Annotated in this window: 23 protein-coding genes and 1 tRNA gene; 7 read left to right on the forward strand and 17 right to left on the reverse strand. The window is 67.0% G+C overall.

Annotation, left to right across the window (positions count from 1 at the left end; translation table 11 throughout):
- Positions 1-2 precede the first annotated feature (2 nt).
- Positions 3-2,036, reverse strand: a complete 2,034-nt coding sequence (gene uvrB, locus QLQ15_RS17920) for an excinuclease ABC subunit UvrB (protein ID WP_283214260.1) — start codon at positions 2,034-2,036, stop codon at positions 3-5.
- A gap of 150 nt (positions 2,037-2,186) precedes the next feature.
- Between uvrB and QLQ15_RS17925 the strand changes: the two genes are divergently transcribed.
- Positions 2,187-2,723, forward strand: a complete 537-nt coding sequence (locus QLQ15_RS17925; protein ID WP_283214261.1) for a GspH/FimT family pseudopilin — start codon at positions 2,187-2,189, stop codon at positions 2,721-2,723.
- Positions 2,724-2,775: 52 nt separating this feature from the next.
- Positions 2,776-2,852, forward strand: a tRNA-Asn gene (locus QLQ15_RS17930).
- Between the two features lie 175 nt (positions 2,853-3,027).
- On the opposite strand, the gene QLQ15_RS17935 is transcribed toward QLQ15_RS17930, so the two are convergent.
- From QLQ15_RS17935 to QLQ15_RS17960, 6 genes are read right to left on the reverse strand one after another with little or no spacing between them, the layout of a single operon-like run.
- On the reverse strand, positions 3,028-3,453 hold the full coding sequence (locus tag QLQ15_RS17935) for a type IV pilin protein (protein WP_283214262.1): 426 nt from the start codon (positions 3,451-3,453) through the stop codon (positions 3,028-3,030).
- A gap of 11 nt (positions 3,454-3,464) precedes the next feature.
- Complete coding sequence (locus QLQ15_RS17940) at positions 3,465-7,154, reverse strand: pilus assembly protein (protein ID WP_283214263.1); 3,690 nt, start codon at positions 7,152-7,154, stop codon at positions 3,465-3,467.
- An 11-nt stretch (positions 7,155-7,165) separates the two neighbouring features.
- The gene (locus QLQ15_RS17945; protein WP_283214264.1) at positions 7,166-7,696 is read right to left on the reverse strand and encodes a pilus assembly PilX family protein; all 531 of its coding nucleotides are present in this window, start codon (positions 7,694-7,696) and stop codon (positions 7,166-7,168) included.
- 11 nt (positions 7,697-7,707) lie between these two features.
- Positions 7,708-8,823 (reverse strand): PilW family protein, encoded by a 1,116-nt coding sequence (locus QLQ15_RS17950; protein ID WP_283214265.1) that lies wholly within the window; start codon positions 8,821-8,823, stop codon positions 7,708-7,710.
- A gap of 3 nt (positions 8,824-8,826) precedes the next feature.
- Positions 8,827-9,306 carry a prepilin-type N-terminal cleavage/methylation domain-containing protein gene (locus QLQ15_RS17955; RefSeq protein ID WP_283214266.1) on the reverse strand — a complete coding sequence of 160 codons (480 nt, stop codon included), beginning with the start codon at positions 9,304-9,306 and terminating at the stop codon, positions 8,827-8,829.
- A 1-nt stretch (position 9,307) separates the two neighbouring features.
- A complete protein-coding gene (locus QLQ15_RS17960) occupies positions 9,308-9,892 on the reverse strand; it encodes a GspH/FimT family pseudopilin (protein ID WP_283214267.1) in 585 nt (194 codons plus the stop codon).
- Positions 9,893-10,030: 138 nt separating this feature from the next.
- Between QLQ15_RS17960 and QLQ15_RS17965 the strand changes: the two genes are divergently transcribed.
- Positions 10,031-11,065, forward strand: coding sequence for a sensor histidine kinase (locus QLQ15_RS17965; protein WP_283214268.1), 1,035 nt, complete (start codon positions 10,031-10,033; stop codon positions 11,063-11,065).
- Between the two features lie 70 nt (positions 11,066-11,135).
- Here the strand turns inward: QLQ15_RS17965 and ppnN are convergent, their stop codons facing one another.
- From ppnN to grxD, 5 genes are all read right to left on the reverse strand, one after another.
- Positions 11,136-12,509, reverse strand: coding sequence for a nucleotide 5'-monophosphate nucleosidase PpnN (ppnN, locus tag QLQ15_RS17970; protein WP_283214269.1), 1,374 nt, complete (start codon positions 12,507-12,509; stop codon positions 11,136-11,138).
- A gap of 116 nt (positions 12,510-12,625) precedes the next feature.
- Positions 12,626-16,027: a TonB-dependent receptor gene (locus tag QLQ15_RS17975; protein WP_283214270.1), complete on the reverse strand. Its 3,402-nt coding sequence runs from the start codon at positions 16,025-16,027 to the stop codon at positions 12,626-12,628.
- 260 nt (positions 16,028-16,287) lie between these two features.
- Entirely contained in the window at positions 16,288-16,884 is a 597-nt protein-coding gene (locus QLQ15_RS17980) for a YhgN family NAAT transporter (protein ID WP_283214271.1), read from the reverse strand.
- 10 nt (positions 16,885-16,894) lie between these two features.
- On the reverse strand, positions 16,895-17,662 hold the full coding sequence (locus tag QLQ15_RS17985) for an SDR family NAD(P)-dependent oxidoreductase (protein WP_283214272.1): 768 nt from the start codon (positions 17,660-17,662) through the stop codon (positions 16,895-16,897).
- Positions 17,659-17,979, reverse strand: a complete 321-nt coding sequence (gene grxD, locus QLQ15_RS17990; protein WP_283214273.1) for a Grx4 family monothiol glutaredoxin — start codon at positions 17,977-17,979, stop codon at positions 17,659-17,661. Before grxD ends, QLQ15_RS17985 begins: the two co-directional genes overlap by 4 nt.
- Before the next feature lie 153 nt (positions 17,980-18,132).
- Between grxD and QLQ15_RS17995 the strand changes: the two genes are divergently transcribed.
- The gene (locus QLQ15_RS17995) at positions 18,133-18,711 is read left to right on the forward strand and encodes a superoxide dismutase (protein ID WP_283214274.1); all 579 of its coding nucleotides are present in this window, start codon (positions 18,133-18,135) and stop codon (positions 18,709-18,711) included.
- A 63-nt stretch (positions 18,712-18,774) separates the two neighbouring features.
- Here QLQ15_RS17995 and QLQ15_RS18000 read toward each other — a convergent pair whose 3' ends face one another.
- The 3 genes from QLQ15_RS18000 to purE all read right to left on the reverse strand — a co-directional run bounded on the left by QLQ15_RS18000 (position 18,775) and on the right by purE (position 20,990).
- The gene (locus tag QLQ15_RS18000) at positions 18,775-19,260 is read right to left on the reverse strand and encodes a hypothetical protein (RefSeq protein WP_283214275.1); all 486 of its coding nucleotides are present in this window, start codon (positions 19,258-19,260) and stop codon (positions 18,775-18,777) included.
- Positions 19,261-19,344: 84 nt separating this feature from the next.
- Entirely contained in the window at positions 19,345-20,487 is a 1,143-nt protein-coding gene (locus QLQ15_RS18005; protein WP_283214276.1) for a 5-(carboxyamino)imidazole ribonucleotide synthase, read from the reverse strand.
- Positions 20,484-20,990, reverse strand: coding sequence for a 5-(carboxyamino)imidazole ribonucleotide mutase (gene purE, locus QLQ15_RS18010; protein WP_283214277.1), 507 nt, complete (start codon positions 20,988-20,990; stop codon positions 20,484-20,486). The genes QLQ15_RS18005 and purE overlap by 4 nt, the downstream gene beginning before the upstream one ends.
- Positions 20,991-21,054: 64 nt before the next feature.
- Between purE and QLQ15_RS18015 the strand changes: the two genes are divergently transcribed.
- Together QLQ15_RS18015 and nadC are read left to right on the forward strand one after the other, a co-directional pair.
- The gene (locus QLQ15_RS18015; protein ID WP_283214278.1) at positions 21,055-21,324 is read left to right on the forward strand and encodes a Trm112 family protein; all 270 of its coding nucleotides are present in this window, start codon (positions 21,055-21,057) and stop codon (positions 21,322-21,324) included.
- Positions 21,321-22,193 (forward strand): carboxylating nicotinate-nucleotide diphosphorylase, encoded by an 873-nt coding sequence (gene nadC, locus QLQ15_RS18020; protein WP_283214279.1) that lies wholly within the window; start codon positions 21,321-21,323, stop codon positions 22,191-22,193. The genes QLQ15_RS18015 and nadC overlap by 4 nt, the downstream gene beginning before the upstream one ends.
- A gap of 14 nt (positions 22,194-22,207) precedes the next feature.
- Here nadC and QLQ15_RS18025 read toward each other — a convergent pair whose 3' ends face one another.
- On the reverse strand, positions 22,208-23,011 hold the full coding sequence (locus QLQ15_RS18025; RefSeq protein WP_283214280.1) for an FHA domain-containing protein: 804 nt from the start codon (positions 23,009-23,011) through the stop codon (positions 22,208-22,210).
- Positions 23,012-23,082: 71 nt separating this feature from the next.
- On the opposite strand from QLQ15_RS18025, the gene QLQ15_RS18030 reads away from it, so the two are divergent.
- Complete coding sequence (locus QLQ15_RS18030; RefSeq protein WP_283214281.1) at positions 23,083-23,406, forward strand: DUF3301 domain-containing protein; 324 nt, start codon at positions 23,083-23,085, stop codon at positions 23,404-23,406.
- Positions 23,407-23,447: 41 nt separating this feature from the next.
- Here the strand turns inward: QLQ15_RS18030 and QLQ15_RS18035 are convergent, their stop codons facing one another.
- The gene (locus QLQ15_RS18035; RefSeq protein ID WP_283214282.1) at positions 23,448-23,918 is read right to left on the reverse strand and encodes a ClpXP protease specificity-enhancing factor; all 471 of its coding nucleotides are present in this window, start codon (positions 23,916-23,918) and stop codon (positions 23,448-23,450) included.
- Between the last annotated feature and the right edge of the window lie 146 nt (positions 23,919-24,064).

Here is a 24,064-nt window from a genome sequence, read left to right on the forward strand (position 1 = left end):
GCTCAGGCGGCGAAGCCGGCATCCTTGAGCTGTCGCAGCTGGTCGCGCACGGCGGCGGCCTCCTCGAACTCGAGATCGCGCGCGTGCTGGTACATCTGCTGCTCCAGCGCCTTGATGCGCGCGGCGAACTGGGAGGGGCTGAGCTTGGCGTATTCGGCCAGGTTGTCGGCCACCTTGCGCGCCTTGCCCCGCCCCTTGGCGGTCTCGCCGGGCTCGGCACGCGCGCCTTCCATGATGTCCACCACGGCTTTGGCGACCGATCGCGGAACGATCCCGTGCTCGGTGTTGTGTTCGACCTGCCGCTGGCGACGACGATCGGTCTCGTCGATGGCCTTCTGCATCGAGTTCGTGATGCGGTCCGCATACAGGATCGCCTTGCCGCGCACGTTGCGCGCCGCGCGGCCGATGGTCTGGATCAGCGAGCCGGCCGAACGCAGGAAGCCTTCCTTGTCCGCGTCCAGGATCGCCACCAGCGATACCTCCGGCATGTCCAGGCCTTCGCGCAGCAGGTTGATGCCCACCAGCACGTCGAACTTGCCCAGGCGCAGGTCGCGGATGATCTCCACGCGCTCGACCGTGTCCACGTCCGAATGCAGGTAGCGCACGCGCACGCCATGCTCGCCGAGGTATTCGGTGAGGTTCTCCGCCATGCGCTTGGTGAGCGTGGTGATGAGCACGCGATCGCCCATCGCGACGCGTTTGGTGATCTCGCCCAGCACGTCGTCGACCTGGGTGCCGACGGGGCGGATCTCGACCTCCGGATCGATCAGGCCGGTCGGACGCACGACCAGTTCGACGATGTTGTCTTCCGACTTGCGCAGCTCGTACGGGCCCGGTGTCGCGGAGACGTAGATCGCGCGCGGCGAACGCCCCTCCCATTCCTCGAAGCGCAGCGGACGGTTGTCGAGCGCGGACGGCAGGCGGAAGCCGAACTCCACCAGCGTTTCCTTGCGCGAGCGGTCGCCCTTGTACATCGCACCGATCTGCGGAACGGTGACGTGCGATTCGTCGACGACCAGCAGCGCGTCCGGCGGCAGGTAGTCGAACAGGCACGGCGGCGGCTCGCCCGGCATGTGACCGGTGAGGTGGCGCGAGTAATTTTCGATGCCGTTGCAGTAGCCGACCTCGGCCAGCATCTCCAGGTCGAACTGGGTGCGCTGCGCCAGGCGCTGCGCCTCCACCAGCTTGTTCTGCGCGTACAGCTGTTCCAGTCGTTCGCGCAGCTCTTCCTTGATGGTTTCGATGGCGTCCAGCACCGTGCGGCGGGTGGTGACGTAATGCGAGCCCGGGTAGATCGTGTAGCGCGGCACCTGACGCAGGGTTTCACCGGTCAGCGGGTCGAAGATCGTGAGCCGCTCGATCTCGCCATCGAACAGCTCGATGCGCAGCGCCTCGGCGTCGCTTTCGGCCGGGTGCACGTCCACCACCTCGCCGCGAACACGGTAGGTGGCGCGGCGCAGTTCGGTGTCGTTGCGGTCGTACTGCATTTCGGTGAGGCGGCGGATCAGTTCGCGCTGGTCGATGCGTTCGCCGCGCACCATGTGCAGCACCATGCGGAAGTATTCGTTCGGATCGCCCAGGCCGTAGATGGCCGACACCGTGCAGACGATCAGCGCGTCGCGACGCTCCAGCAGCGCCTTGGTCGCCGACAGCCGCATCTGCTCGATGTGCTCGTTCACCGAGCTGTCCTTCTCGATGAAGGTATCGGACGACGGAACGTAGGCTTCCGGCTGGTAGTAGTCGTAGTAGCTGACGAAGTACTCCACCGCGTTGTGCGGGAAGAACGCCTTGAACTCGCCGTACAGCTGCGCGGCCAGCGTCTTGTTCGGCGCCATGACGATCGTCGGCTTCTGCACCTGCTGGACGACGTTGGCGACGGTGAAGGTCTTGCCCGAACCGGTCACGCCCAGCACCGTCTGCGATGCGAGCCCGCTCTCGAAGCCGTCTACCAGGCGCACGATGGCCTGCGGCTGATCGCCGGCGGGTTCGTAGGGGGCGACGAGCTGGAATCCAGCGGGATGGACGCTGTCGTTCATCGGCACGGCTCCGGGTAAACCTTCAGTGTAGACCGCCCAGAAGATGGGGGCGCGGACGGCATTTCCCTACCCTGCCTCGCCGCCTCATGCCGATGGGACGGTGCGATGCATCGGTCGAGACTCGCCGCTCCCTTTCGCGGATGCGGCCCCATGCGAACGCCCGGCAGCGGATTCACCCTGGTCGAACTGTGCGTCGGGCTGGCGATCATCGCCGTGCTTGCGCTGATGGCGATGCCCTCATTCAGCCGGCTGTTGGAATCGGCGCGATTGGACACCGTGTTCCATGCCACCACCGCATCGCTGGCGACCGCCCGGCTGACGTCGGTGATCCGCCAGGTCCCCGTGGCGGTCTGCCCCAGCCGGGACGGCCGCCAGTGCCGGCGGGATCTGGCGTGGGAGGATGGCTGGATCGTCTTTCTGGACCGCGCCCGCAAGGGCGCGCCACAGGCGCCAGGCGACGTCCTGGACGTATTTTCGCCGGACCTGCACGGGCTGGCCGCCCGCAGCACCGTGGGGCGCCATTACGTGCGCTTCCGCCCCGACGGATTCAGCTACGGCACGAACTTCACGCTGCGCGTGTGCTCGCGCGATCCGGCGCTGCTGCTGGGCGAAGTCGTCGTGAACAACGGCGGCCGCGCGCGCTCGCGGCGCACGGCGCGCACCGAGCCATGCCCCTACACGCCCTGAGCGCGCCGGCACGCTTGACCCTGTCGCCGGAGGCATTACAATGCCGGTCCCCGCCCGAATAGCTCAGCCGGTTAGAGCACTTGACTGTTAATCAGGGGGTCGTTGGTTCGAGTCCAACTTCGGGCGCCAGAATTTGAAAGGGCTGCGAGCGATCGCAGCCCTTTTTCTTTTGCGATCGCGCACCGGGCAAACGGGGCTCATCATCGCCGGCGAGCACCATCTCATCCTTGCGATTTCCTGAAAGACAAAGGCCGCGGATAACCGCGGCCTTTGTCGATACCTCACCCGCGGGACGCGCGGGGGTTTACCAGCATTCCGCCACGCTGGTGCCGGTGTTGCTGCTCTTCTTCACGCCCGCCTGGTCGATCGAGATCGTCGCGCACTTGGTGTCGCGTGCGGCCTGCTGGCCCTGCGGCACCGCCTGCACGGTGTAGGCGGTGGCCGTCGTGCCCGAAAGCTGGAACGTATAGAACTGCGCGACGTCCGTCCTGCACTGCAGGCTGGGCAGCGCCGGCGCATTGCCGGAGCCGTCCACGTAACGCAGGTTCGTCGTGTAGAACCGCTCCATGAACTGCGACACCTCCAGCGCGCAGGCGGCCGCCGCCGCGCGCCGGGTCTTGATCACGTGTCCCTGGTAACTGGGATAGGCGATCGCTGCCAGCACACCGATGATCATGATCACGATCAGCAGTTCGATCAGGGTGAAGCCGCGCGTCTTTGCCACGTACATGTGTCTGGTCCTCAATCCCGGTTGAAGAGTTCACGCCAGTTCAGGCGTTTGGCCGCGCCTGGCGTCGGTACCTCGGCTTCCTTGCCGCAGGTGGCGTTGGAGCCGCATGCGTAGACGTTGCTGCCCACGCCATCGCCCTGGCCGACCATGCCGACACCGATGTCGACGCCGCCCACGAACTGGTTATTGCCGCCGGTGTGCGTGTTGGTGTTGTCGGTCTGGGTCGGATTGCCCAGCTTGTCGTCGCCCTGGCCGTTGGCATTGACGTCGATGAAGCCGGTCGTCGTTCCGTTGGCCTGCGGATTGGTGCCGGTGAACATGTCGATGGCGTTGAGGAAACCCTTGCCGCCCATGTCGCAGGCTTCGCCCGCCGTCGGAATGATGGTGGAGAACCACAGCGCGCGCGAGCGCAGGAACGGCGCGCTCACCACGCGTTCGCCCTTCGCGTAAGGCGTCGGCAGGCCCAGGTCGAGGTACCAGCCCTTCTTGCCCGTCGACAGCTCCGAGAACTCCTCCCACGAACGCGCCGTGCGGCCCTTCGAATCCGTGCCGGTGTACGGGATCGTGCGCTTCTCCAAGTCCGAACGACCGGACACGACCGTGCTGTTGTCGATGATCGAGTACATCGTCTGGGTCTGCGGCGTCGCGTTGGTCACGTCGTCGTTGGTGATGTACTTGCCCGTGCCGAAGGACACGTAGATCTGCGTGGTCTGCGGGTTACGGGCCAGTGCCACCGCCGAGGTGATCGGCTGGCGCACGTCTGACGCGTCCTTCGCCACGAACATTGGGACGCCGCTGTTGGCGACCGCCCAGTTGCTGGCGACCGTGCTGCTCAGATCGAACTTCCACAGGTTGCCCTGCAGGTCGCCGGCATACACGTAGTCGGCCTTGCCATCGTTGTTCACGTCGGCCGCGCGGGCTTCGGCCATGCCGTTGCTGCCCGTGGCCCCGGTGTTGATCTTGATGGTGCTGTTCAGCGTGCCGTTGTCGTTGAGCACGTAGATGAAGAGCACCGAGCTGGCGTTGTCGCTGTCGACGCCGTTACCGACGATGACCAGCGTCTTGTTGTTGTTGCCCTGGCGCACCAGCGGCGCACCCAGCACGTAGCCCATGTCCGCGTCCGCCACCGTGGCGGTGGAGCTGGAGAAGGTCTTGTCCCACAGCACGTCGGTCGCGCTGAAGGAGCCCGGGGTGGTGACGTCGAGGGCGAACACGCCGCGTCCACCGCGACCCAGCGAAGCGGCCAGGATGTTCTTGTTCTTGCCCTGCTCCGGCGTGGTGACGTCGATGCCGCCGTCCACGAAGAACTTGTGGGAGTAGTCCGGATCGCTCAGGCTCGCCAGGGCCGCGAAGTCGATGCCCGCCGGAACGTACGAGAACCGCACCGCGCCGGTGCCGGCGTTGATGCTGTGGAGCATGCCGTCGTTGGCGCCGATGAACAGCGTATCGGTGGCCTTCACGTAGAACGGCGAGGAGTTGACGATGTCACCGATGCGCGAGGCGCGGTTGCGCAGCTTGCCGCCGTTGCTCTTCTCGAGTGCCGCGCTGCCCTTGATGTAACTGGCGTTGTTGGCAGCCGATACCTGTGCGAGACCGGTCGAGCGTCCCAGCAGCGACACCTGCGTCTGCGGCAACGATGCGTCGGACGTCGGGAAGGTCGCGCCGGCGGTACCGTCAAAGGTGTAGACGCCGCGGTTGGTGAACGCCGTCGCATTGGCGGCCGCGTAGGTCTTGACGCTCCAGGATTCGGTCGATGCGATCGTGCCGCCGACCAGGCTGAAGGCCTGCACGTCGCCCGACCACTCACCGGAGAAGTACGTCGCCTGGAACAGCTTGGAACCGGCGTTGAGCGTGGCACCGTTGGTGGACACGTTCGAACCCGAAGACTGGCGGCGCTGGATCGAGGCCAGCGTGGCCGTCAGCGCGTCGGAGAACGCCTTCGGGTTCGTTGCCGCAACGAAGCTGCCGTGGCCGTTGACCGCTGCGTGCCACAGGTCGTCGATGCGGCGGTTGGACTCGTTATCCCAGGAATTGTTGGTGTTGGTAGCGGTTTTCCAGGGATTCGGCCAGGCCTTGGAGCCCGCCTCGATCAACGGCAGGTCGCTGGCCGGGTTCAAGGTGCCCTGCAGGCCGATGGAAATGCCGAAGGTGGACATGTGCTGCCAGAAGCCCGGGTTCTGGTCGGACGTGGGCACGTTGTTGGCCAGGTCCGTACGCAGATCGCGCTTCCAGTAATTCATCGCGACGTCGGCGAGCGTGTCGGTCGCGGAGTCCTTGAAACGGGTGGTCGCGGCGTAGGTGTACGAGTCCGTGCCGTTGGCTGCCACGATCCTCGTTCCCGCCGTGTTGTCGGTGTTGCCGATCACGGTCGAGCCCGGCGCGTTGCTGAAGCCGCCGTCGTCGTCGTTCCAGTAGCCGTCGGTGGTCAGGATGGCGTAGCTCTGGCGGCAGCTGAGCTGGCTGGCGGCGGTGCTTTCCGGACCCCACGGACCGGACGCACCGGTCTGGGTCTCGTAGTAGTCGCCCGCGCGCTTGAGCGCGCCGTGCAGCGGCGTGCCGCTATTGGCGTTGGCGCGCTGCAGGTAGCCGAACCAGTCGGACTTGTTGGCGCCCTTGAACAGGCCGTTATCCGTGCCGACCGGGATCTGATAGGCCGGCAGGTCGCCGGACACCGAGGTGCTGCCATTGCGGTTCCAGATGGAGTCGAAACCCACGCGGAACTTCGTACCCAGCGAAGCGAAGGCCTCGCTCGCGCCGGCCTTGGCCGTCTTGGAGCGGGTGCGGTGGTACGAATACCAGATCGCGTAGTTGGTGAGTTCGTCGGCCTGGCTGCGCCCCGTCGGCGTGGCGTCCTCGCCGGTCACCGTGTAGGCCACCGTGTCGACTCTGCCGACGTCGTTGTTCCTGCCGCTGGGCGCGGTCAGGCGCGCGGTGTAATTGCCCTGGGCCGGATCCAGGATCGTGCAGGACTCGGTGTTGCCGTTGGAGCTGTTGCTTGTGCACAGCGTGACGCCGCTGCTGTTGAGGATGGACAGCGTGACGTTGCCGCTGCCGCCCGACGTGTTGACCTGCAGCTGGCGCACGCCGGAGCCGAGGCTGAGGGAGAAATCGCGGTTATTGCCGGCGCTGATGTCGCGGTTGTTGTCGTTGAGGATGCGCGTGCTGGCACCCTTGTACACGTGCAGGACGCCGTTGATTTTGCCGATCGTGTAACGGTCGAAGTTGGCCGAGTTGGTGTAATCGGTGACGTTCGCCTTGGGCACGTAGAACTCGTGCACGTCGTTGCTGACGTCGCTGAGGGCGTCGATCAGCGAGGTGCTGGCGTACGCGCTGGTCAGGCTGGTACCGGCGGTGAAGCGCGTGCCATCGGCCTGCATCCACGGCTTGTACTCCGTGCGCGGGTCGTAATACAGCGAGTTGTGGATGTAGGTCTTCAGACCGATCTGGTCGGGACTGGTCTTGGCGGCGATCGTGTTCGCATCGGCAGCGACCGCGCCGGGCATGAAGTCCCATGCCATCGAGCCGGAGTCGTCGAGGATGAACAGGATGTTCGGTGGCGCCGAGCCGCTGCCGGTCTGCAGCGGGAAGTCGGGGAAGCTGGTCGTGGCGTGGACCGGAAGGGCCAGCGTCGTCGCCAGGCATGCCAGCAGCGCCGCGCGCAGCGGGGCCATCCGGTTCGGAATGGATTTGTGGAGGGTCATCTGCGCGTTCCTTATTGAACTTCGTACAGTGACTGCAACAGCACTTCGGCGCCGTTGGACGCGCGGCTGTGCACGGTGATCCGGTAGACCTGCATCTGCGAGGTGCACTCGTCAGCGGACATGTCCAGGTTGTTGGTGCAGGAACTCGACACGCCGCGGCCGAAGTCTTCGACGACGAACTGCGGGCGGATGTCGTTGGTGGCCGCCGCGGCCAGACGCCAGCCGCCGGCGGTGTCCCAGAAATCGTCGGCTTCCCAGGCCGCGGCCTGGCCCGAGGCCGCGCGTGCGCAGGCGCCATTGGAGCAGCCCGATGACGGCAACCCCGGCTTGCCCGACGCGACGCCCTCGGCTTCGCGCAGGCCGGCTTCGGCGGCCTGGAAGGCCATTGCGCGCGTAACGGTGTTGGCCGCCATGCGTTCCTGCAGGATCGTGCCGCGCATCGACGCCAGGCCCAGCAGGGTGACGATCAGCAGGAGCAGCAGCACCACCACCAGGGCGGCGCCGCGCTGCTGCGCGGGACGGGGCGGCTGGATGTTCCTCATGACTGCGTTCCTCACAGCACGCCCTCCCGGTTGCGCACGGCCACGACATGGGTCAACTGGCGCGTCAGCACGTTGCCGTCGGTGCCCTGGATGTTGCGGCCGGTCATTCCGCCGGCGGTGCCGTCGACGGTCAGGGTGAGCCGGACCGCATTGACCTGACGCCAGTTGGCCACGCCGGTGCCGGCGTCGACGTAGGCTGTCGAACCATTGGAGCGGTACTGCAGCTGCATGTTGTTGACGCCTTCGGCGACTTCGACCGGCTGTTCGAGCTGCGAGGGAGTACCGGTTGCGTCGGTGCTGGTGAGCCGCACGCGGTACAGCGAGCGACCACCGCGGGCGTTGTTGCCGACGTACCAGCGCACCGTCACCACCTTCGCCACCAGTGCGGGCGCGTCGCTGGACGGCACGCACTTCACGTCGGGCGCCGTGCCGGTGGGCACCAGCAGGCAGCTGCCGGTGGTGGGCGTGGTCGTGCAGCCAGCCGGTTCGTCCGGCACCAGCCAGCTCACGCAGTTGCCGGGCGCGCTTCCGCCGGTCGCGTGCTGCAGGTCGTTACCGCTGATGCCGCTGATCTGGAAGATGTAGGCGCGCGAGGTGTTGCACGCCACGACGATGTCGTTGGCGGCGAAGCCCGTGACGCTGCCCATCGTGATGGCATTGACCGGCAACAGCTGCTGCGTGACCGAGGCCTGGTTCTCGTTGGCCAGCTGGACGTCGACGGCATCGGTGCCTGTCACGCGCTGCGCGGCGGCGGTGCCCGTCGTCGTGCCGGGTGCGGCCACGTTGCCTTCGTAGCCCAGCATGCCGTTGTCGAACTGCGTCCACCACGCGGTGTTGCGGCTGGTGAGCAGGTTGACGATGGTGGCGCTGGCGCCGCACGGAATGCCGCCGGCCTCACGCAGGTCGCGGCTCATGATCTCGAACGAGACGCGGCTGTTTTCCTGGATGCGGTTGAGCGTTTCGGTGGAGGCGTAGATGCGCTGGTTGGACAGGAACAGTCCACCCGCGGCCGCCACCACCAGCAGACCGAGGATCAGCGAGATCATCAGTTCGATGAGCGAGAAACCGCGCGCGCCACGTGCGCCCACGACTCCCCGGATGGCCTTGTTGCGTCGCATGGAGGTCATGTCTCAGAGCCTGCTGTTGATTTCGAACTTCTCTTCGGCCGAACCGCCGGCCGCGCGGCTGTCGTTCCACTGGACGCCCACCACGCACGAGCTGGTGGACTGGTCGCAGTCGATGCGGCCGCAGGCGTCGCCGCCCATCGCGCCCTGCAGGCCGGCCAGCCAGCCGTTGAAGACGGAGTAGTCGTTGGTGTCGCCTTCCGCCGCGGTCTGTGCGGCGCAGACGAAGCCCGGCACGTCGTACCTGCCGGCAAGCGCGTTGGCGCGGTCCAGGCGGAGCGTGTCGTAGGCGCTGTAGATGTGGATCACCGCCTGCGAGCGGCCGGCGGAGCTGTTGCTGTTCTTCAGCGTGATCGCCTGCAGGGCCGCGATGCCCAGCATGCCGATGGCCATGACCAGCACCGCGATCAGGACCTCGAGCAGGCTCGAGCCTTTCTGGCGGGCGGGGGAACGCGGAACGCGCTGGATGTGCATGGGCTTCCTCATGTCAGTTCGCCGGCGCGGTGCACGAAGCGGTGCCGTTGCGCGACGCCACGCCGATACGGCCCACGGACACCGATACGTCGCGGGTGTTCTCGGCAGCCGGCACCTTGGTCGAGCACAGACCGATCGCGCCCGTGCGCGCGCCGGCATTGCCCACCCGGGCGAAGCCGTCGGCGCTGAACGCGATGCGGTTGTTGGTGGCGACGTTGGTGCTGCTGGTGACCGTGAGCTCGCCGGTCGTGACCTGGATGGCGCGGATCAGCTCCTCGCCACTGTCCACCGAGCCGTCGGCGTCGTTGTCGGCGAAGATGATCAGGTTCGCCCAGTTGCTACCGGAGCACGAAGCGTTGTCCGTACTCGGGCAGACGACCACGCGACCGTTCCGGCGCACGGCCTCGGATTTCGCGATCTGCATGCCCGCCACCAGCTCGTTGGCGGAAGCGCTCAGCTTGTTGCGGTTGATCATGCTGGTGAAGCTGGGCACCGCGATGGCCATGACAATGCCCAGCACGACCAGCACGACCAGCAGCTCGACCAGTGAAAAGCCGCGATTGGCGGCCTGTTTGTTGCATTCATGCAGGCGCAGCATGCGTCCCCGCCCCAGAGTGTCCCCAGCGATACGGTAGGGGTTGGTCCGGGTCGACGCCACCCGGGACCGATGGGTGGGCGGGATCAATGCATGAACGGTCCCGCCCCTACCCGTTCTGGGACAGGCATCATTACGCACATGACGACACCTTCCGCCTTGCGCGCGATCGACGCACCTCAGCCGCTGGATACGCTCTGGCAGGCCCCCACGATCGTGTGGGTGGTGCTGGCCGGCGAATGCCTCGCGGTGGTGCTGGCGCTGGCACCCGGCGCGAGCGGCAGTCGACTGATCTACTTCGGCCTGGCCTCGCTGGTGATCCAGTGGGTGTCACTGCTTTCGCTGGGTTTGCTGTTCGCCCTGCGACGCTGGCTGTCGAACCTTCGCCCGCAGCAGCTGGCCTGGGTCGCGCTCGTGCTGCTGCTGCTCAATACGTGGCTGGTGACAGGCATGGCGTGGTGGGTCTTCGGCCCGGACTGGGCGTTGGCGCGGGATGGTTGGCCGGCGCTGATCCTGCAACTGACAGGCATCGTCCTGTCGGTGGGCCTGCTGGGGCTGGCGGCATTCGAGAACGCCTGGCGTGGTCGCCTGCACGCGGTGCGTGCCAAGCAGTCCGAACTGCTGGCGCTGCAGGCACGCATCCGGCCGCATTTCCTGTTCAACACACTCAACACCGGTGCGGCGCTGGTGCATCGCCGGCCGGAAGAAGTCGAACGCCTGCTGCTCGATCTGGCGGACCTGTTCCGCGCCGCACTGGCCGGACCGCGCGACATCTCGCTGGAAGACGAGCTCGCCCTCGCCCGCCGCTATCTGGAAATCGAATCGCTGCGCTTCGGCGACCGCCTGACGGTGGACTGGAAGCTGCCACGACAACTGCCCGCGGTCACCGTGCCCGCGCTGTCCATCCAGCCACTGGTGGAGAACGCGATCCGCCACGGCATCGAACGTCGGCCGGAAGGCGGCGATGTCGAGATCGCCGTGACGACCACGGCCGACACGGTGATCGTGCGCATCACCAATCCGCTGCCCTCCGGCGGCGAGAACCGGCCGGGGCATCAGGTCGGACTGAACGCTTCGCAGGTGCGCATCGAAGCGCTGACGGGTGGGCGCGGCAGCGTGCTGACGCAGCAGGAAGGCAAGCGTTTCATCGCCACGGTGCGCCTGCCCGTCGGGTGAGGCGGGCCGCTTTCGCGGCACCGCCAGGACGGCAGCGACCTGCCGCCGTCACCGCACGCAACCGGACGCGTTACGCCACGACGCGATAGCAGGGCTTGTACTCGCCCGCGATCTTCATGCGGCGCTGCCGCACGAACGCCCGCAACAGCGCATCGAGCGACTGCATCATGTCCGGATCGCCGTGGATCTCGAACGGGCCGTGCGCCTCGATGCGACGCATGCCGTCCTCCTTCACGTTGCCGGCGACGATGCCCGAGAACGCACGGCGCAGGTCCGCGGCCAGCTCATGCGGCTTGCGGCCGTGGTGCAGGTCCAGCGCGGCCATCGCTTCGTGCGTGGGCACGAACGGACGCTGGAACGCCAGCGGGATGTCCACCGACCAGTTGAAGAAGAACGAATCCTTCTGCGCGATGCGGTGCTCGCGCACCTTGCGGATGCCCACGGACATGCGCTTGGCCACCTGGTCCGGGTCGCCGATGATGATCTCGTAACGCTGCGTCGCCGCTTCGCCGAGCGTGAGGCGGATGAACTTGTCGATCTGCTCGAAGTACGGCGCCGCACCGGTCGGGCCGGTGAGGATCAGCGGGAACGGCAGATGCGCGTTCTCCTCGCGCAGCAGGATGCCCAGCAGATAGAGGATCTCCTCCGCCGTACCCACGCCGCCCGGGAACACGATGATGCCGTGACCCAGACGCACGAAGGCCTCCAGGCGCTTTTCGATGTCCGGCATGATCACCAGGTGGTTGACGATCGGGTTCGGCGATTCGGCCGCGATGATGCCCGGCTCGGTGATGCCGATGTAGCGCGTCTTGAAGCGGCGCTGCTTGGCATGCGCGATCGTCGCGCCCTTCATCGGTCCCTTCATCGCGCCCGGGCCGCAGCCGGTGCAGATGTCGAGCCCGCGCAGGCCCAGTTCGTATCCGACCTGCTTGGTGTAGACGTATTCGTCGCGCGAGATGGAGTGGCCACCCCAGCACACGACCAGGTTGGGCTCGGCCGGGTGCAGGATGCGCGCGTTGCGCAGCAGACCGAACACCGCGTCGGTGATGCCGTCGGTGCTTTGCAGGTCGCGGCCTGTATCGGGACCCAGGTCCATCGCGGTGTACGCAAGGTCGCGCACCACGGCGAACAGCAGTTCGGCGACGCCGCGGATGATTTCGCCATCGACGAACGCCATCGCCGGCGCGTTCTGCAGGTCGATGCGCATGCCGCGATCCTGCTGGTGCACTTCGATGTCGAAGTCGGGGTACAGCTCGCGCGCGGCGCGCGGGTCGTCCGACGCGCTGCCACTGGTCAGCACCGCCAGAGCGCAGCGCCGCAGCAGGTCGTGCATGCCGGTGGAGACGTCGCGCAGGCGCGCGACCTCGTTGTGCGACAACACGTCCAGTCCGCCCTTGGGATAGATGCGGGCGTTGACGGTGGGAAGGGTGGTTTCGTTGCTCATCCAGCTCTCTTTCTGTCTTCGTCGTTGTTTGGCAATGCGACTCTAGCCCCCTCCCCCACAAAAAGAAAACGGCCGGGTTTCCCCGGCCGTTCTCCTGTATCGCGTGGATCGATGGATCAGAACTCGTAACGCAGACCCACCGAGAGCGACCACTGCGAGATGCCGTTGGTCTGGCCGTCGGCATTGGTCGGCAGGCCCAGCGCGGTGGCCTGGCCGAACTCGGTGCCACTGCGGTACGTGTACACGTACTTGCCGGTGGCGCGATCGATACCGACCACCTGGGCGACCGCGTTGTTGGCGTTGAAGCCGTAGTCGATCACGTGGCCCCAGTCCTTGTTCAGCAGGTTGCCGATGTTCTGGATGTCGAACCAGATCTGCGACTTGTGGCCTTCGAAGAAGCCCGGCAGTTCCTGGCTGATGCGCACGTCGAACGTGTTGACCCAGCCGGCGCGGAAGCCGTTCTCCGGAGCGACCTGACCACGGTAGGCCTGCAGGTCAGTCTGCGTGCCCATCCACTTCCAGAAGTCCTGCTCCATCTGCGCGTTGGCGGTGAACGCACCCGTCGTGGCGTTGAGCGTGCCGAACAGCACGTCGCCCGGGCCCGCCGGCACGTAGAACAGGTCGTTGAAGGTACGACCGTCGCCGTTGGAATCGCCGCTGAAGATGTAGCTGTACGGACGGCCGCTGCGGCCTTCGTAGAACAGGCCCACGTGCGTGGCGTAGTCACCGAAGAACTTGTGGTCCCAGTTCAGCGCACCGGTGATGCGGTCGCGGATCTCGTAGCGGGCCGTCGAGCTGGTCGGCTCGTTGATGTTGAAGCCCAGCTGCGAGCCGTAGCCCGAACCCGCCGTCGAGCTGGTCAGCGCGGACACTTCCTCGGCGTTGGTGTAGGTGTACGCCAGGCTCCACGACCAGTCGCTGCCTTCCACGAACGGCTGGGTCAGCGACACCGTGAACTGCTGGCCCTTGCCCTTGCCGGTGTTCTCCAGCGCGTAGACGTCGCCGAAGTAGCTGTTGTTGCCGAAGCGCGCGGTCGCGTTGCGGTTGACCGAGTTCGGGTTCCAGTACAGCACGCGGCCGTCCGGACCCAGGAAGCCCGGGCCGACGTTGAGGCTGCGGTAGAACAGGCCGTTCTTGACGTCGGTCAGCAGCAGTTCGGCCGACGCGACGATGCCGTTCCACGGGGTCTCGACGTCGAGGGCAACGTTGGCCTTCCACACCGACGGCAGCTCGAAGTCTTCGGAGATCAGGTTGACGTTGCGCACGCCCGCGCCCGTTGCCGGGATCGGCTGGTTGAAGCCGTCGCCGCTGAACTGCACGCCGTTGTTGCACAGCCCGGTGGCCGGGTTGAAGCCGGTGGTCGGGTTGGTGGCGGGGCCCGTGCAGTTGATGACCTGCGTGTTGGTGGCCGACCAGGTGCCCGGCGTACCGTAGGCGATGTAGTTCATGCCGGTGCTGCTGTAGGCGTTGCCCACCCACACGTTCGGCGCGTCACCCTGGAACAGACCGATGCCACCGCGCAGCTGGGCCGGACGCTCCCAGTCGAAGCTGTAGTTGAAGCCGAAGCGCGGCTGGATCAGGAAGTCGTCGGTGTAGGTGGTGGTGTTGTCCAGACCGAAACCACCGTTCGGGCAGCTGGTCGGGCCGGTGTTGTTACCCACGCGCGGCGAGGCGAAGCAGGCGTTGAACGGCGGGGTCGGCGTGGCTTCCGCGCGGTCGGCACGGATGCCGAAGTTCAGCGTCAGGTTCTGCGTGGCGTACCAGGTGTCCTGCACGAACAGGCCCAGGCGCTTGTCCTTGTAGCGGGCCGCGATCGCGTCCGGATCGGTCGGGTTGGTCTGCAGATCGTAGTCGAAGTACTGCTTGCGGATCAGGTTGCCGTAGTCCGAGACACCGCCGACCTTCGGAACGTAGAAGCTGTAGTTGCCCCACGAATCCTGCAGGAAGAAGTTGTAGATCTCGTTCTCGCTGTACTCGCCACCGGCCTTGATGTCGTGGTCGCCCAGCGACCAGGTGCCGGCCAGGAAGTAGTTCCAGGTCTCGGTCAGCAGCGTGTTGCCCGGCGAGCTGCGCTCGGTGCCCAGGCGGATGGCGTCGCCGGTGTTGATGGCGGTGGAGGCGTTGCCGTCGTCGAAGAACACCGAGATGCTCGGCGCGGTGGTCGGGCTGACGCGGATCGCCGAGTAGTCGCGGTACGACACCTTGAACTCGGTCGAGAAGGTGTCGGTCCAGTCGCTGAAGAGCTGGCCGACGTAGCTTTCGACGGTCTTGACGTGGTTGTACCAGTTGGAGCTCAGGGCCAGCACGCTGGCGGTCGAGGCTTCCGGACGGACGCGGTTCTGCTCCAGCTTGCTGTAGCGGAAGTTGGCGCGGTGGGCGTCGTTGATGTTCCAGTCGAACTTGACTGCGTACTCTTCCAGCTCGGTGTCGCCGGTGCCGGTCGTCGAACCCGGGTCGAAGCCCCACACGTCGCGCGCGATGTCCTGCACGGCGGCCACGTCGGCGGCGTTGAAGTCGGAGCCCACGGTGGCCAGCGGGTTGGTGCCCTGGCTCTTGCCGGCCGGGCCGATGTCGGTCTGCTTGAACTTCTCGTAGTTGGCGAAGAAGAACAGCTTGTCCTTGATCACCGGGCCACCGAAGGTCATGCCGTAGGTGGTCTCGTCGGTGAACTCGTCGAACGGCAGGCCGGTGACGTCCAGCGTGCTGCCCGCCACGCGGGCCGGGTAGTCGCCGAACCAGTCGCCGTCGCGGTAGCTGCCGTAGATCGAGCCGTGGAACTCGTTGGTACCGGACTTGGTGACGGCGTTGACGTTGGCGCCGGCGGCACCGGAGAACGACACGTCGTAGTTGGCCACGTTGACGTCGATGGCTTCGATCGCGTCCATCGACACCGGCTGGCGCTGGGTCGGCATGTTGTTGCCTTCCAGGCCGAAGGTGTCGCTGGCCGAGACGCCGTCGATGGTGATCTTGTTGAAGCGCGGGTTCTGGCCGCCGGCCGAGATCGAGCCCGACGCACGGTCGGTGACCGTCAGGCGCGGGTCGAGGCGCATGTAGTCCTGGATGTTGCCGTTGACCGAGGGCAGCGCCTCGATGACCTGGCGGCTGATGCTCGTGCCCGCGCCCATCTTGGTCGCGCTGAAGACATCCGAGCCGCCGGCGGCGACCGCCGTGACGGTCTCCAGCGTGGTCAGGTCGCCGGTCAGGGCGGCATTGATGGTGTTGACCTTGTTCAGGTCGAGGAAGACGTTGTCTTCGGTCTTGGTGCCTTCGCCCGGCTTGTTGATGGTCACCGTGTAGGGACCGCCGACGCGCAGACCGCGCGCGGCGTAACGGCCGCTGGCGTCGGTGGTGGCGCGGCTGACCGTGCCCGACTCGACGTGGGTGATCGTCACTTCGGCGCCGACGACGGGCTGGCCGTCGGTGCGGGTCACCAGGCCGCCGACGCCGGCGGACGTGGCCTGCGCGAATACCGGCGCGGTGGCAAGGGCGGCAAGCAGACCAAGCGTGAGCTTGGACATCCGGACGCGATTGTGATGGGTCATTGAATGGCCTCGATGCATGGGTTCAAAAGTCGGATGCGAGGCGCGACCCCGGTCGCACCTTCCGCGAGAAGTTCTGAATACCGCCCCCTGGGGCGCCGGGCCGGAGCCCGCCGGTTAACAGCAGTTTAACAGGCTAGGTGCGCGGTGTGACAGAGACGTGACGACCGTCAAAAACCGCCACACCCTGTCAAACCGGGGGTCGCAGGGTGCCGGGGCCGAAATATTTGTCGGGGCCGTTACGGCGGCGAGATCTGGAGGTAGGTCCCCAGGCCGTCCAGGAGCATCTGCACCGAGATGGCGACCAGCAGCATGCCCATCAGGCGCTCGATGGCGGTCAGGGCCCGCGAGCCCAACAGCTTGTAGAGAAGCGTGGCCGAGAACAGGATCGCGGAGGTGGCACCCCAGGCGATCAGCAGGGCCAGACTCCAGTCGCCCAGCCGCGCGGGCTCGTTGCTGCCCATCAGCATCACCGCGGCCATACCGGACGGGCCGGCCACCAGCGGGATGGCCATCGGCACGATGAAGGGCTCGCCATCGGGGATTTCGCCCATCAGGCCTTCCGGCGGCGGGAAGATCATGCGGATGCCGATCAGGAACAGCACGATGCCGCCGGCGATCGCGACCGACTCCTGGCGCAGGTGCATCAGTTCCAGCGCGTACTTGCCGCCCCACAGGAACAGCATCAGCACGCCCAGGGCGATCAGCAGTTCGCGCGCGAGCACGATGCGCTGCCGCTGCGGCGGCAGGCCGCGCAGCAGGCTGAGGAATACCGGCACGTTGCCGAGGGGGTCGAGGATCAGGAACAGCAGCAGGGCCGCCGAGGCGATGGTCATGGCGTGGCGGTCACTGCAGCTGGGTCAGCGTCAGATTAAGGGCGGCGGGCGCCGGCGCCCAGACCTGGCCGCGGTGCGCGGCACCGGCCGCAGACAGCAGGGTCACGCACGCGCCGGCGTAGGCGATGGGATCGACCGCGGCGATATCGCTTTCCTCGACATAGGCCTTGGCACGCACCGGCGTGCGCATCGGTCCGGCCTGCAGGCCGGCGACACGCACCGTCGAGTTGGCCAGCTCCGCGTGCAGCATGTGGACCAGTCCGGCCAGCCCCTGCTTCGCCAGTCCGTAGCCGCCCCAGTACGCACCGGACACGCGCGTCAGGTCGTCGGTCACGAACACGACGGCGGCATCTTCCGACTTCGCCAGCAACGGCAGGCACGCCTGCGTGAGCCACCACGGCGCGGTGAGGTTGACATGCAGCGCGCGCGCAAATGCGGCCGGATCGGTCTGCAGCAGCGGCGTCAGGCCGGGGAAATCGGCGGCGCAGTGCAGCACGCCATCGAGGCGACCGATTTCCGATTCGATGCGTTGTGCCATCTCGGCGTAGTCGTCGGGCGCGGCGCCTTCCAGGTCGAGCGGATACAGCAGCGGCTCGGGCCCCACCTGGGTCACGGCGTCGTACACGCGATTCAACTTGGCCACCTTGCGGCCCAGCAGCACGACCGTGGCGCCCGCACGTGCGCAGGCCAGCGCGGCCGCACTGCCCAGCCCGCCGTACGCGCCGGTCACCAGTACGACACGGCCGTCGAGCGAGCCCTTGCCTTCGTTCGGAATCACTGGTGCTGCGTCTCGCTGATCATGCGCGCCAGCTCGCCCGACTCGAACAGTTCCAGCGTGATGTCGCAACCGCCGATCAGTTCACCGTGGATGAAAAGCTGCGGGAACGTGGGCCAGTTGGAATAGCGCGGCAGGTTGGCGCGGATTTCCGGATCCTCCAGCACGTTGACGGTGTGCAGCTCCGAGGCGCCGGCCGCCTTGAGGGCCTGCACCGCGCGACTGGAGAAACCGCACATCGGGAACTGCGCGGTGCCCTTCATGAAGAGCACGACGGGATGGCTTTCGACTTCGGCCTGGATCCGTTCGATCACGGACATGGCTGCAACTCCTGCAATGGTGCGTTGCCCCGCGATTGACGGCACGGCAACGAATCGTGGGGATAGAATGGCAATTGTAAGCCTTCCCGAGCCGCGGACGCGCCGATCCGTCCCGCCCCCGGCATCCCCTTAGCCAGCCCTCAGGAGCCCGCAATGGCCATCGAACTGCCTCCCCTGCCCTACGACCGCACCGCGCTGGAACCGCACATCTCCGGCGAAACGCTGGACTTCCACTACGGCAAGCACCACAAGACCTACGTGGACAACCTCAACAAGATGATCGAGGGCACCGAGTTCGCCTCGCTGTCGCTGGAAGAGATCATCCGCAAGTCGCAGGGCGGCATGTTCAACAACGCCGCGCAGATCTGGAACCACACCTTCTACTGGAACTGCCTGTCGCCCAACGGCGGCGGTGAGCCGACCGGCAAGCTGGCCGAGCTGATCAACAAGGCCTTCGGCGACTTCGCCAAGTTCAAGGAAGAGTTCACCAAGGTCACCGTCGGCACCTTCGGTTCGGGCTGGGGCTGGCTGGTCCAGCGTCCGGACGGTTCGCTGGGCCTGGTGAGCACCTCCAACGCCGCCACGCCGCTCACCGGCGAGGACACCGCGCTGCTGACCTGCGACGTGTGGGAACACGCCTACTACATCGACTACCGCAACGCCCGTCCGAAGTACGTCGAGGCGTTCTGGAACCTGGTCAACTGGGATTTCGTTGCTTCGAACCTGAAGTAAGCCGCGACGAAGCCACACAGCGAAACGGCCGGGGCAACCCGGCCGTTTTTCGTTGCATGCCCGTCAGGACTTCCTGCCGAACATGCGCGCCCCGGCCCACACCACCCATTCCAGCGCGACGCGTGGAAAGTGCAGGACCATGAACACCGCACCGGCCGCGAAGAAGGCCACGTAGAAGATCGCGGCGTTGAGCACCAGGCCCAGCGCCATGAGGGGCTCGAACTTGCGCTCCGCGATCATCCGGTACGCCGCGAACAGCCAGAACGACATGACCATGACGTGCAGGAACATGAAGCGTCGTGGTTTGCGGCCGCGGTTGGCCAGCATGAGGTTCAATCCATCGGCGGCCGAAAGCGCGAACGCGATGTAGGCCACGCAGGCCAGTATTCCGGCTACCGCGGCAACGCCTTCGCTGCTGGTGCGGTCGGCCACGACTCCACCGCCTACCAGCAGCACGCCCGAAACGGCCAACTGCAAAGGCGAGAAGTCCGGGCCGTAAGCGGCGAAATCCTGTTCCGGACGAGGTTCGTCGGGCTCCATGCGTTCCATCGCGGGCATCCGGTACGGTGTGTCCGGCCAGTTGAGCCGACGGAGCCCGTGCTGACAAGCCGCAACGCGACGGGTGGCGCGCTCCTATCCGCGCAAGCGCGCGACCACCGGCGTCACCTGCGCCTGGCGCCCGAGCGCTTCGCCGACACGCGCAAGCGCGGCGGCCAGTGCGTCCGCATTGTCGGCGCGCAGCGTGGCATGGCCGACCTTGCGGCCGTCGCGCGGCAGCTTGCCGTAGTCGTGCCAGTGGCCACCGGGCTCGCGCAGCATCGGCAGCGCGTCGGGCATTTCGCCGATCCAGTTGAGCATGCATGCCAGTCCGACCATGCGCGTGTCGCCGAGCGGAAGACCGAGCACGGCGCGCAGGTGGTTCTGGAACTGGCTGGTCTCGCTGCCTTCGATGGTCCAGTGGCCGGAGTTGTGCACGCGCGGCGCCAACTCGTTGGCGAGCAGTTCGCCGTCGCGGCAGAACAACTCCAGCGCGAACACGCCGACGTAGTCCATCGCCTCGCCCAGTCGGCGCGCGTAGTCATAGGCGATTTCCTGCAGCGCGCTGTCCACGCGCGCCGGCGCGAGGCTGGCCGAAAGCACGCCGTCGACATGCCAGTTCTCGGTGAGCGGCCAGGCGCGGAACTCGCCATCGCGGCCGCGCACGGCGACCACCGAGAGCTCACGCTGGAAATGCACGAACCCTTCGAGGATGAGCCCGACCTTCGAAGCCTGCGCGCCAAGTGCATCCCACGCGGCATCGGCATCGGCCGGCGTCTTGATGCGGAACTGGCCCTTGCCGTCGTACCCCAGGCGGCGCGTCTTCAGGATGCTCGGCGTGCCGATCTGCGCCAGCGCGGCGTCGAGGTCGGCGCGCGTTTCGATGGCGGCGAACGGCGGCACGGGAATGCCCAGTTCGCGGAACAAGGTCTTCTCGGCCAGGCGGTCCTGCGCGGTCGCCAACGCGCCCGGATTCGGAAACACGGGAACGCGGTCGCTCAGCCATTGCGCCGACTCGGCCGGCACGTTCTCGAAATCGAACGTCGCCACGTCCACGCGCGAGGCGAACTCCGCCAGCGCCGACTCGTCGCGGTAATCGCCCACCACCATCGGCGCGAACTGGCCCGCGCAGGCATCGGCGACGTTGTCCATCACCAGGAAGCGCAGACCCAGCGGTGCGCCCGAAAGCGCGAGCATGCGGGCCAGCTGCCCGCCACCGAGAATGCCAACAGTCGTCATTTGCGTGGGTCGTCGTTCGCCAGCACGTCGTCGGTCTGGCGCGTGCGGAAGGCTTCGAGAGCCTGGCCGATGGCGGGGTGGTCGTGGGCGAGCATCGCCGCGGCGAACAGCGCGGCATTGGCGGCACCGGCGTTGCCGATGGCGAACGTGCCCACCGGAATGCCGGCCGGCATCTGCACGATCGAGAGCAGCGAATCCATGCCGTTCAGGGCTTTGCTCTGCACGGGCACACCCAGCACCGGCACCGCCGTCTTGGCGGCCAGCATGCCCGGAAGATGCGCGGCGCCACCGGCGCCGGCAATGATCGCGCGCAGGCCGCGCGCATTCGCGGTGGCGGCGTACTCGAACAGCACGTCCGGCGTGCGATGGGCCGACACCACGCGCACTTCGTGCGGGACTCCGAGAGCCTCCAGGCGGGCGGCGGCGTGCTGCATCGTCTCCCAGTCGGAGCGCGAGCCCATCACGATGCCGACCAGCGGCGCGGCGGTTTCCTGAGCTGACATTGGTCCTGCCCTTGGGCAAAGACGTATTCTAACGCCCTGTCCCGTTCCCCCGGCACCACATCCCATGGACCGCAAATTGCTCGATCTGCTCGTCTGCCCGTCTTCGCGCCAGCCGCTGCAACTCCTGGACGGCCAGGGCCTGCAGGCCCTCAATGCCGCGATCCAGGCCGGCAGCGTGATCCGCGGCGACGGCACGGCCCAGGGTGAGGCGTTGCGCGAGGCGCTCGTCACGCGCGACCGCAGGACTATCTACCGCATCGACGACGGCATTCCGGTGCTGCTGGCCGAAGAGGCGATCGCCACCGCGCAGGTTCCGTCCTTCCCGGGCGCATGAGCGCCGCACTCGTCCCACCGCCCGCGGCGATCGTCGCCGAGGACGTGGCGCGCGCGCTCGCCGAGGACCTGGGGTCCGGCGACGTCACTGCAGCGCTGCTCCCCGACGTCGCCGACAGCGCCTACCTGCTGTGCAAGGAAGACGCCGTGGTGTGCGGACGGCCGTGGTTCGACGCCTGCCATCGCGCGCTCGATCCGCACGTGCGCATCGACTGGCGCGTGCGGGAAGGCGAACGCGTCGCCGCGGGCACGGTGCTGGCCACGCTGCAGGGCCGCGCACGCGCACTCGTCAGCGCCGAACGCGCATCGCTGAACTTCCTGCAGACGCTGTCCGGTACTGCGACCACGACCGCGGCGTATGTCGATGCCGTGCGCGGTACCGGCGCGAAGATCCTGGACACGCGCAAGACCATCCCCGGCCTGCGCCTGGCGCAGAAGTACGCCGTGCGCTGCGGCGGCGGCGTGAACCATCGCATCGGCCTGTACGACACGGTGATGCTCAAGGAGAACCACGTTCGCGCGGCCGGCTCGCTCACGGCCGCCATCCAGGCCGCGCGCGCCATGCACCCGGCGCTGCCGCTGATCGTGGAGGTGGAAACGATCGCGCAGCTGGAAGAAGCGCTGCACGAAGGATGCGACCGCATCCTCATCGACGACTTCGACGCTGCGATGCGGCGCGAGGCGGTACGCATCGCTCACGCGGTGCCGGCCGATCGGCGCATTCCGCTGGAAGTGTCCGGCGGCGTGGACATGACCACGCTGCGCGCCATCGCGCAGGACGGCGTGGATTGCATCTCGATCGGCGGACTGACCAAGCACGTCCGCGCGATCGATCTTTCGCTGAAGCTCGGGCCACCGCCCGCGGCCTGAGCCGCGGACGTTCGTCAGACCTGGAGCAGCATCGCGGCCGCCGCGCCGCCGCCGAGCAGCAGCATCGCCACGATCAGCCAGGGAACGATCGATCCGCCCTTGGCCTGCTTCGTCTTGCGACGCGACGTGGCCACGACCTGCACCGGCGGCTCCTGCACGCTGGATGCGGCCAGGCGGAAGCGCACCGTGTCGAACATCAGCTCGTCGCCGACGTGGGCCTCGCCGCGCAGCACCCGCTTGCCGTTGATGTAGCTGCCGTTACTGGACCCCAGGTCCTCGACCTGCACACCATTCTCGGTGGGCATCAGCCGCGCGTGCGTGCGCGACAGGCCGGGAGAATCGAAACGCAGGTTGCATTCGCTGGCGCGGCCGACGGTCACCACGCCGACCATCGCCTCGCTGCGACCAATCACTTCCGGCGACACGCCGCGCAGGAAGAACCGGGGCAGTACCGGCCGGACGGCGGTCACGCCGGGGTCGTCGTTGGCCGAGGGCAGCTCCGGCCCGGCGTTCGGCTGGCGCGCAACGACCGGTGGCGGCCCCAGCGCGGCCAGCTTGGCCTGCACCTGGTCGAAGGCGACCGTATCGCCGGGGCGCAGCGCGATCAGCCCCTGTACCTGCCGGCCGTTGACGCTGACCGTAGTGCCGCTGGGCACGTCGAGCATCACGCCCTGCGCGGTGACGTGCAGTTGGCAGTGCTGTGGCAGCACGCCGGGCCGATCGATGACGATGGTGGATTGCGGATCCGAGCCCACGCGATTGACGCCGTGGCCGAGCAGAACCTGAGGGTGCTCGCCACCCGGGAAGACGAGTTTCATGATTGGACCGGCCCCCTGCCGAAGTCCTGACACCACTTGCAGCGGACACGATGCGCCGCCACATTAACTGGATGCCGACTTTACTGATCCTGATGATTGTAGCTGCGATGGCGTTCGCATTCTGGAGCGCCGGACGCGCGGCGGCCGAGCGCGCCGAGGAAGTCGGGCGCAATGCCTGCCAGGCCGCAGGGGTGCAATGGCTGGACCAGAGCGTGCACGCGATCGGTATCCGCCTGTGCCGCAACGACAACGGCAGGCTTGGCTGGGAACGCACGTTCCGCTTCGACTATTCCGTCAACGGACACGACCGTCAGGTCGGCCGGCTGGTCCTGCGCGGCGAGCGGCTGGTGTCCTTCAGCGGACCGGTGGCACCGGCGCCGACAACGCTGCACTGAAGCCGCGCCGTTACACCTGCGAGCCGACGTTCCGGCGAACCCTACTTCACGATGCGCAGATGCGCCCCGCGTCGCGGTGTCGGCGTCTGCGGGCCCTGGTCGTCCCCGTCGGGCGAAGGCTCGTCCGGCACCGCGCTGAGCGGAGTGACCGAACTTTCGTCGGCCAGCTCGACCTCGACGTCACCTTCTTCACCGGCGGTGTGGATGTCGTCGGGGAGCGCCATGCCCTGCCCGGTTTCGCGCGCATAGATGGCCAGCACGGCGTGCACCGGCACGGCGACTGGATAGCTCACGCCGCCGAAGCGGGCGCTGAAGCGGATGGCGTCGTTGCCCATCTCCAGGCGCGACACCGCGCGCTCGGCGATGTTGAGCACGATCTTGCCGTCCTTGACCGCATGCACGGGCACCTGCACGCCGGGGCGCGCTGCATCGACCAGCAGGTGCGGGGTCATGCCGTTGTCGGCGATCCACTCGTACAGCGCCCGCAGCAGATACGGCCGATGGCTGGTCATCGAAGAATTGCTTTCCTGACTCATGGCCCGAGTTTAGCGCCGCACGGTCGCTGACACATACACACGGCCGAAGCGTGTGCAGCCGGACAGGTCGCCGCACGCGTTCCCGGAAACGAAAACGGGCCCACAGGCCCGTTCGTCGCATC

The sequence above is a fragment of the Lysobacter stagni genome (genome assembly GCF_030053425.1).
GTDB classification, from domain to species: Bacteria; Pseudomonadota; Gammaproteobacteria; order Xanthomonadales; family Xanthomonadaceae; genus Lysobacter_J; species Lysobacter_J stagni.

Excerpts from the sequence above, each read along its gene's own strand:
- uvrB (WP_283214260.1), bottom strand. The coding sequence starts at position 2,036 with ATGAACGACAGCGTCCATCCCGCTGGATTCCAGCTCGTCGCCCCCTAC.
- QLQ15_RS17925 (WP_283214261.1), top strand. The coding sequence starts at position 2,187 with ATGCGAACGCCCGGCAGCGGATTCACCCTGGTCGAACTGTGCGTCGGG.
- QLQ15_RS17935 (WP_283214262.1), bottom strand. The coding sequence starts at position 3,453 with ATGTACGTGGCAAAGACGCGCGGCTTCACCCTGATCGAACTGCTGATC.
- QLQ15_RS17940 (WP_283214263.1), bottom strand. The coding sequence starts at position 7,154 with ATGACCCTCCACAAATCCATTCCGAACCGGATGGCCCCGCTGCGCGCG.
- QLQ15_RS17945 (WP_283214264.1), bottom strand. The coding sequence starts at position 7,696 with ATGAGGAACATCCAGCCGCCCCGTCCCGCGCAGCAGCGCGGCGCCGCC.
- QLQ15_RS17950 (WP_283214265.1), bottom strand. The coding sequence starts at position 8,823 with ATGACCTCCATGCGACGCAACAAGGCCATCCGGGGAGTCGTGGGCGCA.
- QLQ15_RS17955 (WP_283214266.1), bottom strand. The coding sequence starts at position 9,306 with ATGAGGAAGCCCATGCACATCCAGCGCGTTCCGCGTTCCCCCGCCCGC.
- QLQ15_RS17960 (WP_283214267.1), bottom strand. The coding sequence starts at position 9,892 with ATGCTGCGCCTGCATGAATGCAACAAACAGGCCGCCAATCGCGGCTTT.
- QLQ15_RS17965 (WP_283214268.1), top strand. The coding sequence starts at position 10,031 with ATGACGACACCTTCCGCCTTGCGCGCGATCGACGCACCTCAGCCGCTG.
- ppnN (WP_283214269.1), bottom strand. The coding sequence starts at position 12,509 with ATGAGCAACGAAACCACCCTTCCCACCGTCAACGCCCGCATCTATCCC.
- QLQ15_RS17975 (WP_283214270.1), bottom strand. The coding sequence starts at position 16,027 with ATGTCCAAGCTCACGCTTGGTCTGCTTGCCGCCCTTGCCACCGCGCCG.
- QLQ15_RS17980 (WP_283214271.1), bottom strand. The coding sequence starts at position 16,884 with ATGACCATCGCCTCGGCGGCCCTGCTGCTGTTCCTGATCCTCGACCCC.
- grxD (WP_283214273.1), bottom strand. The coding sequence starts at position 17,979 with ATGTCCGTGATCGAACGGATCCAGGCCGAAGTCGAAAGCCATCCCGTC.
- QLQ15_RS17995 (WP_283214274.1), top strand. The coding sequence starts at position 18,133 with ATGGCCATCGAACTGCCTCCCCTGCCCTACGACCGCACCGCGCTGGAA.
- QLQ15_RS18000 (WP_283214275.1), bottom strand. The coding sequence starts at position 19,260 with ATGGAACGCATGGAGCCCGACGAACCTCGTCCGGAACAGGATTTCGCC.
- QLQ15_RS18005 (WP_283214276.1), bottom strand. The coding sequence starts at position 20,487 with ATGACGACTGTTGGCATTCTCGGTGGCGGGCAGCTGGCCCGCATGCTC.
- purE (WP_283214277.1), bottom strand. The coding sequence starts at position 20,990 with ATGTCAGCTCAGGAAACCGCCGCGCCGCTGGTCGGCATCGTGATGGGC.
- QLQ15_RS18015 (WP_283214278.1), top strand. The coding sequence starts at position 21,055 with ATGGACCGCAAATTGCTCGATCTGCTCGTCTGCCCGTCTTCGCGCCAG.
- nadC (WP_283214279.1), top strand. The coding sequence starts at position 21,321 with ATGAGCGCCGCACTCGTCCCACCGCCCGCGGCGATCGTCGCCGAGGAC.
- QLQ15_RS18025 (WP_283214280.1), bottom strand. The coding sequence starts at position 23,011 with ATGAAACTCGTCTTCCCGGGTGGCGAGCACCCTCAGGTTCTGCTCGGC.
- QLQ15_RS18030 (WP_283214281.1), top strand. The coding sequence starts at position 23,083 with ATGCCGACTTTACTGATCCTGATGATTGTAGCTGCGATGGCGTTCGCA.
- QLQ15_RS18035 (WP_283214282.1), bottom strand. The coding sequence starts at position 23,918 with ATGACCAGCCATCGGCCGTATCTGCTGCGGGCGCTGTACGAGTGGATC.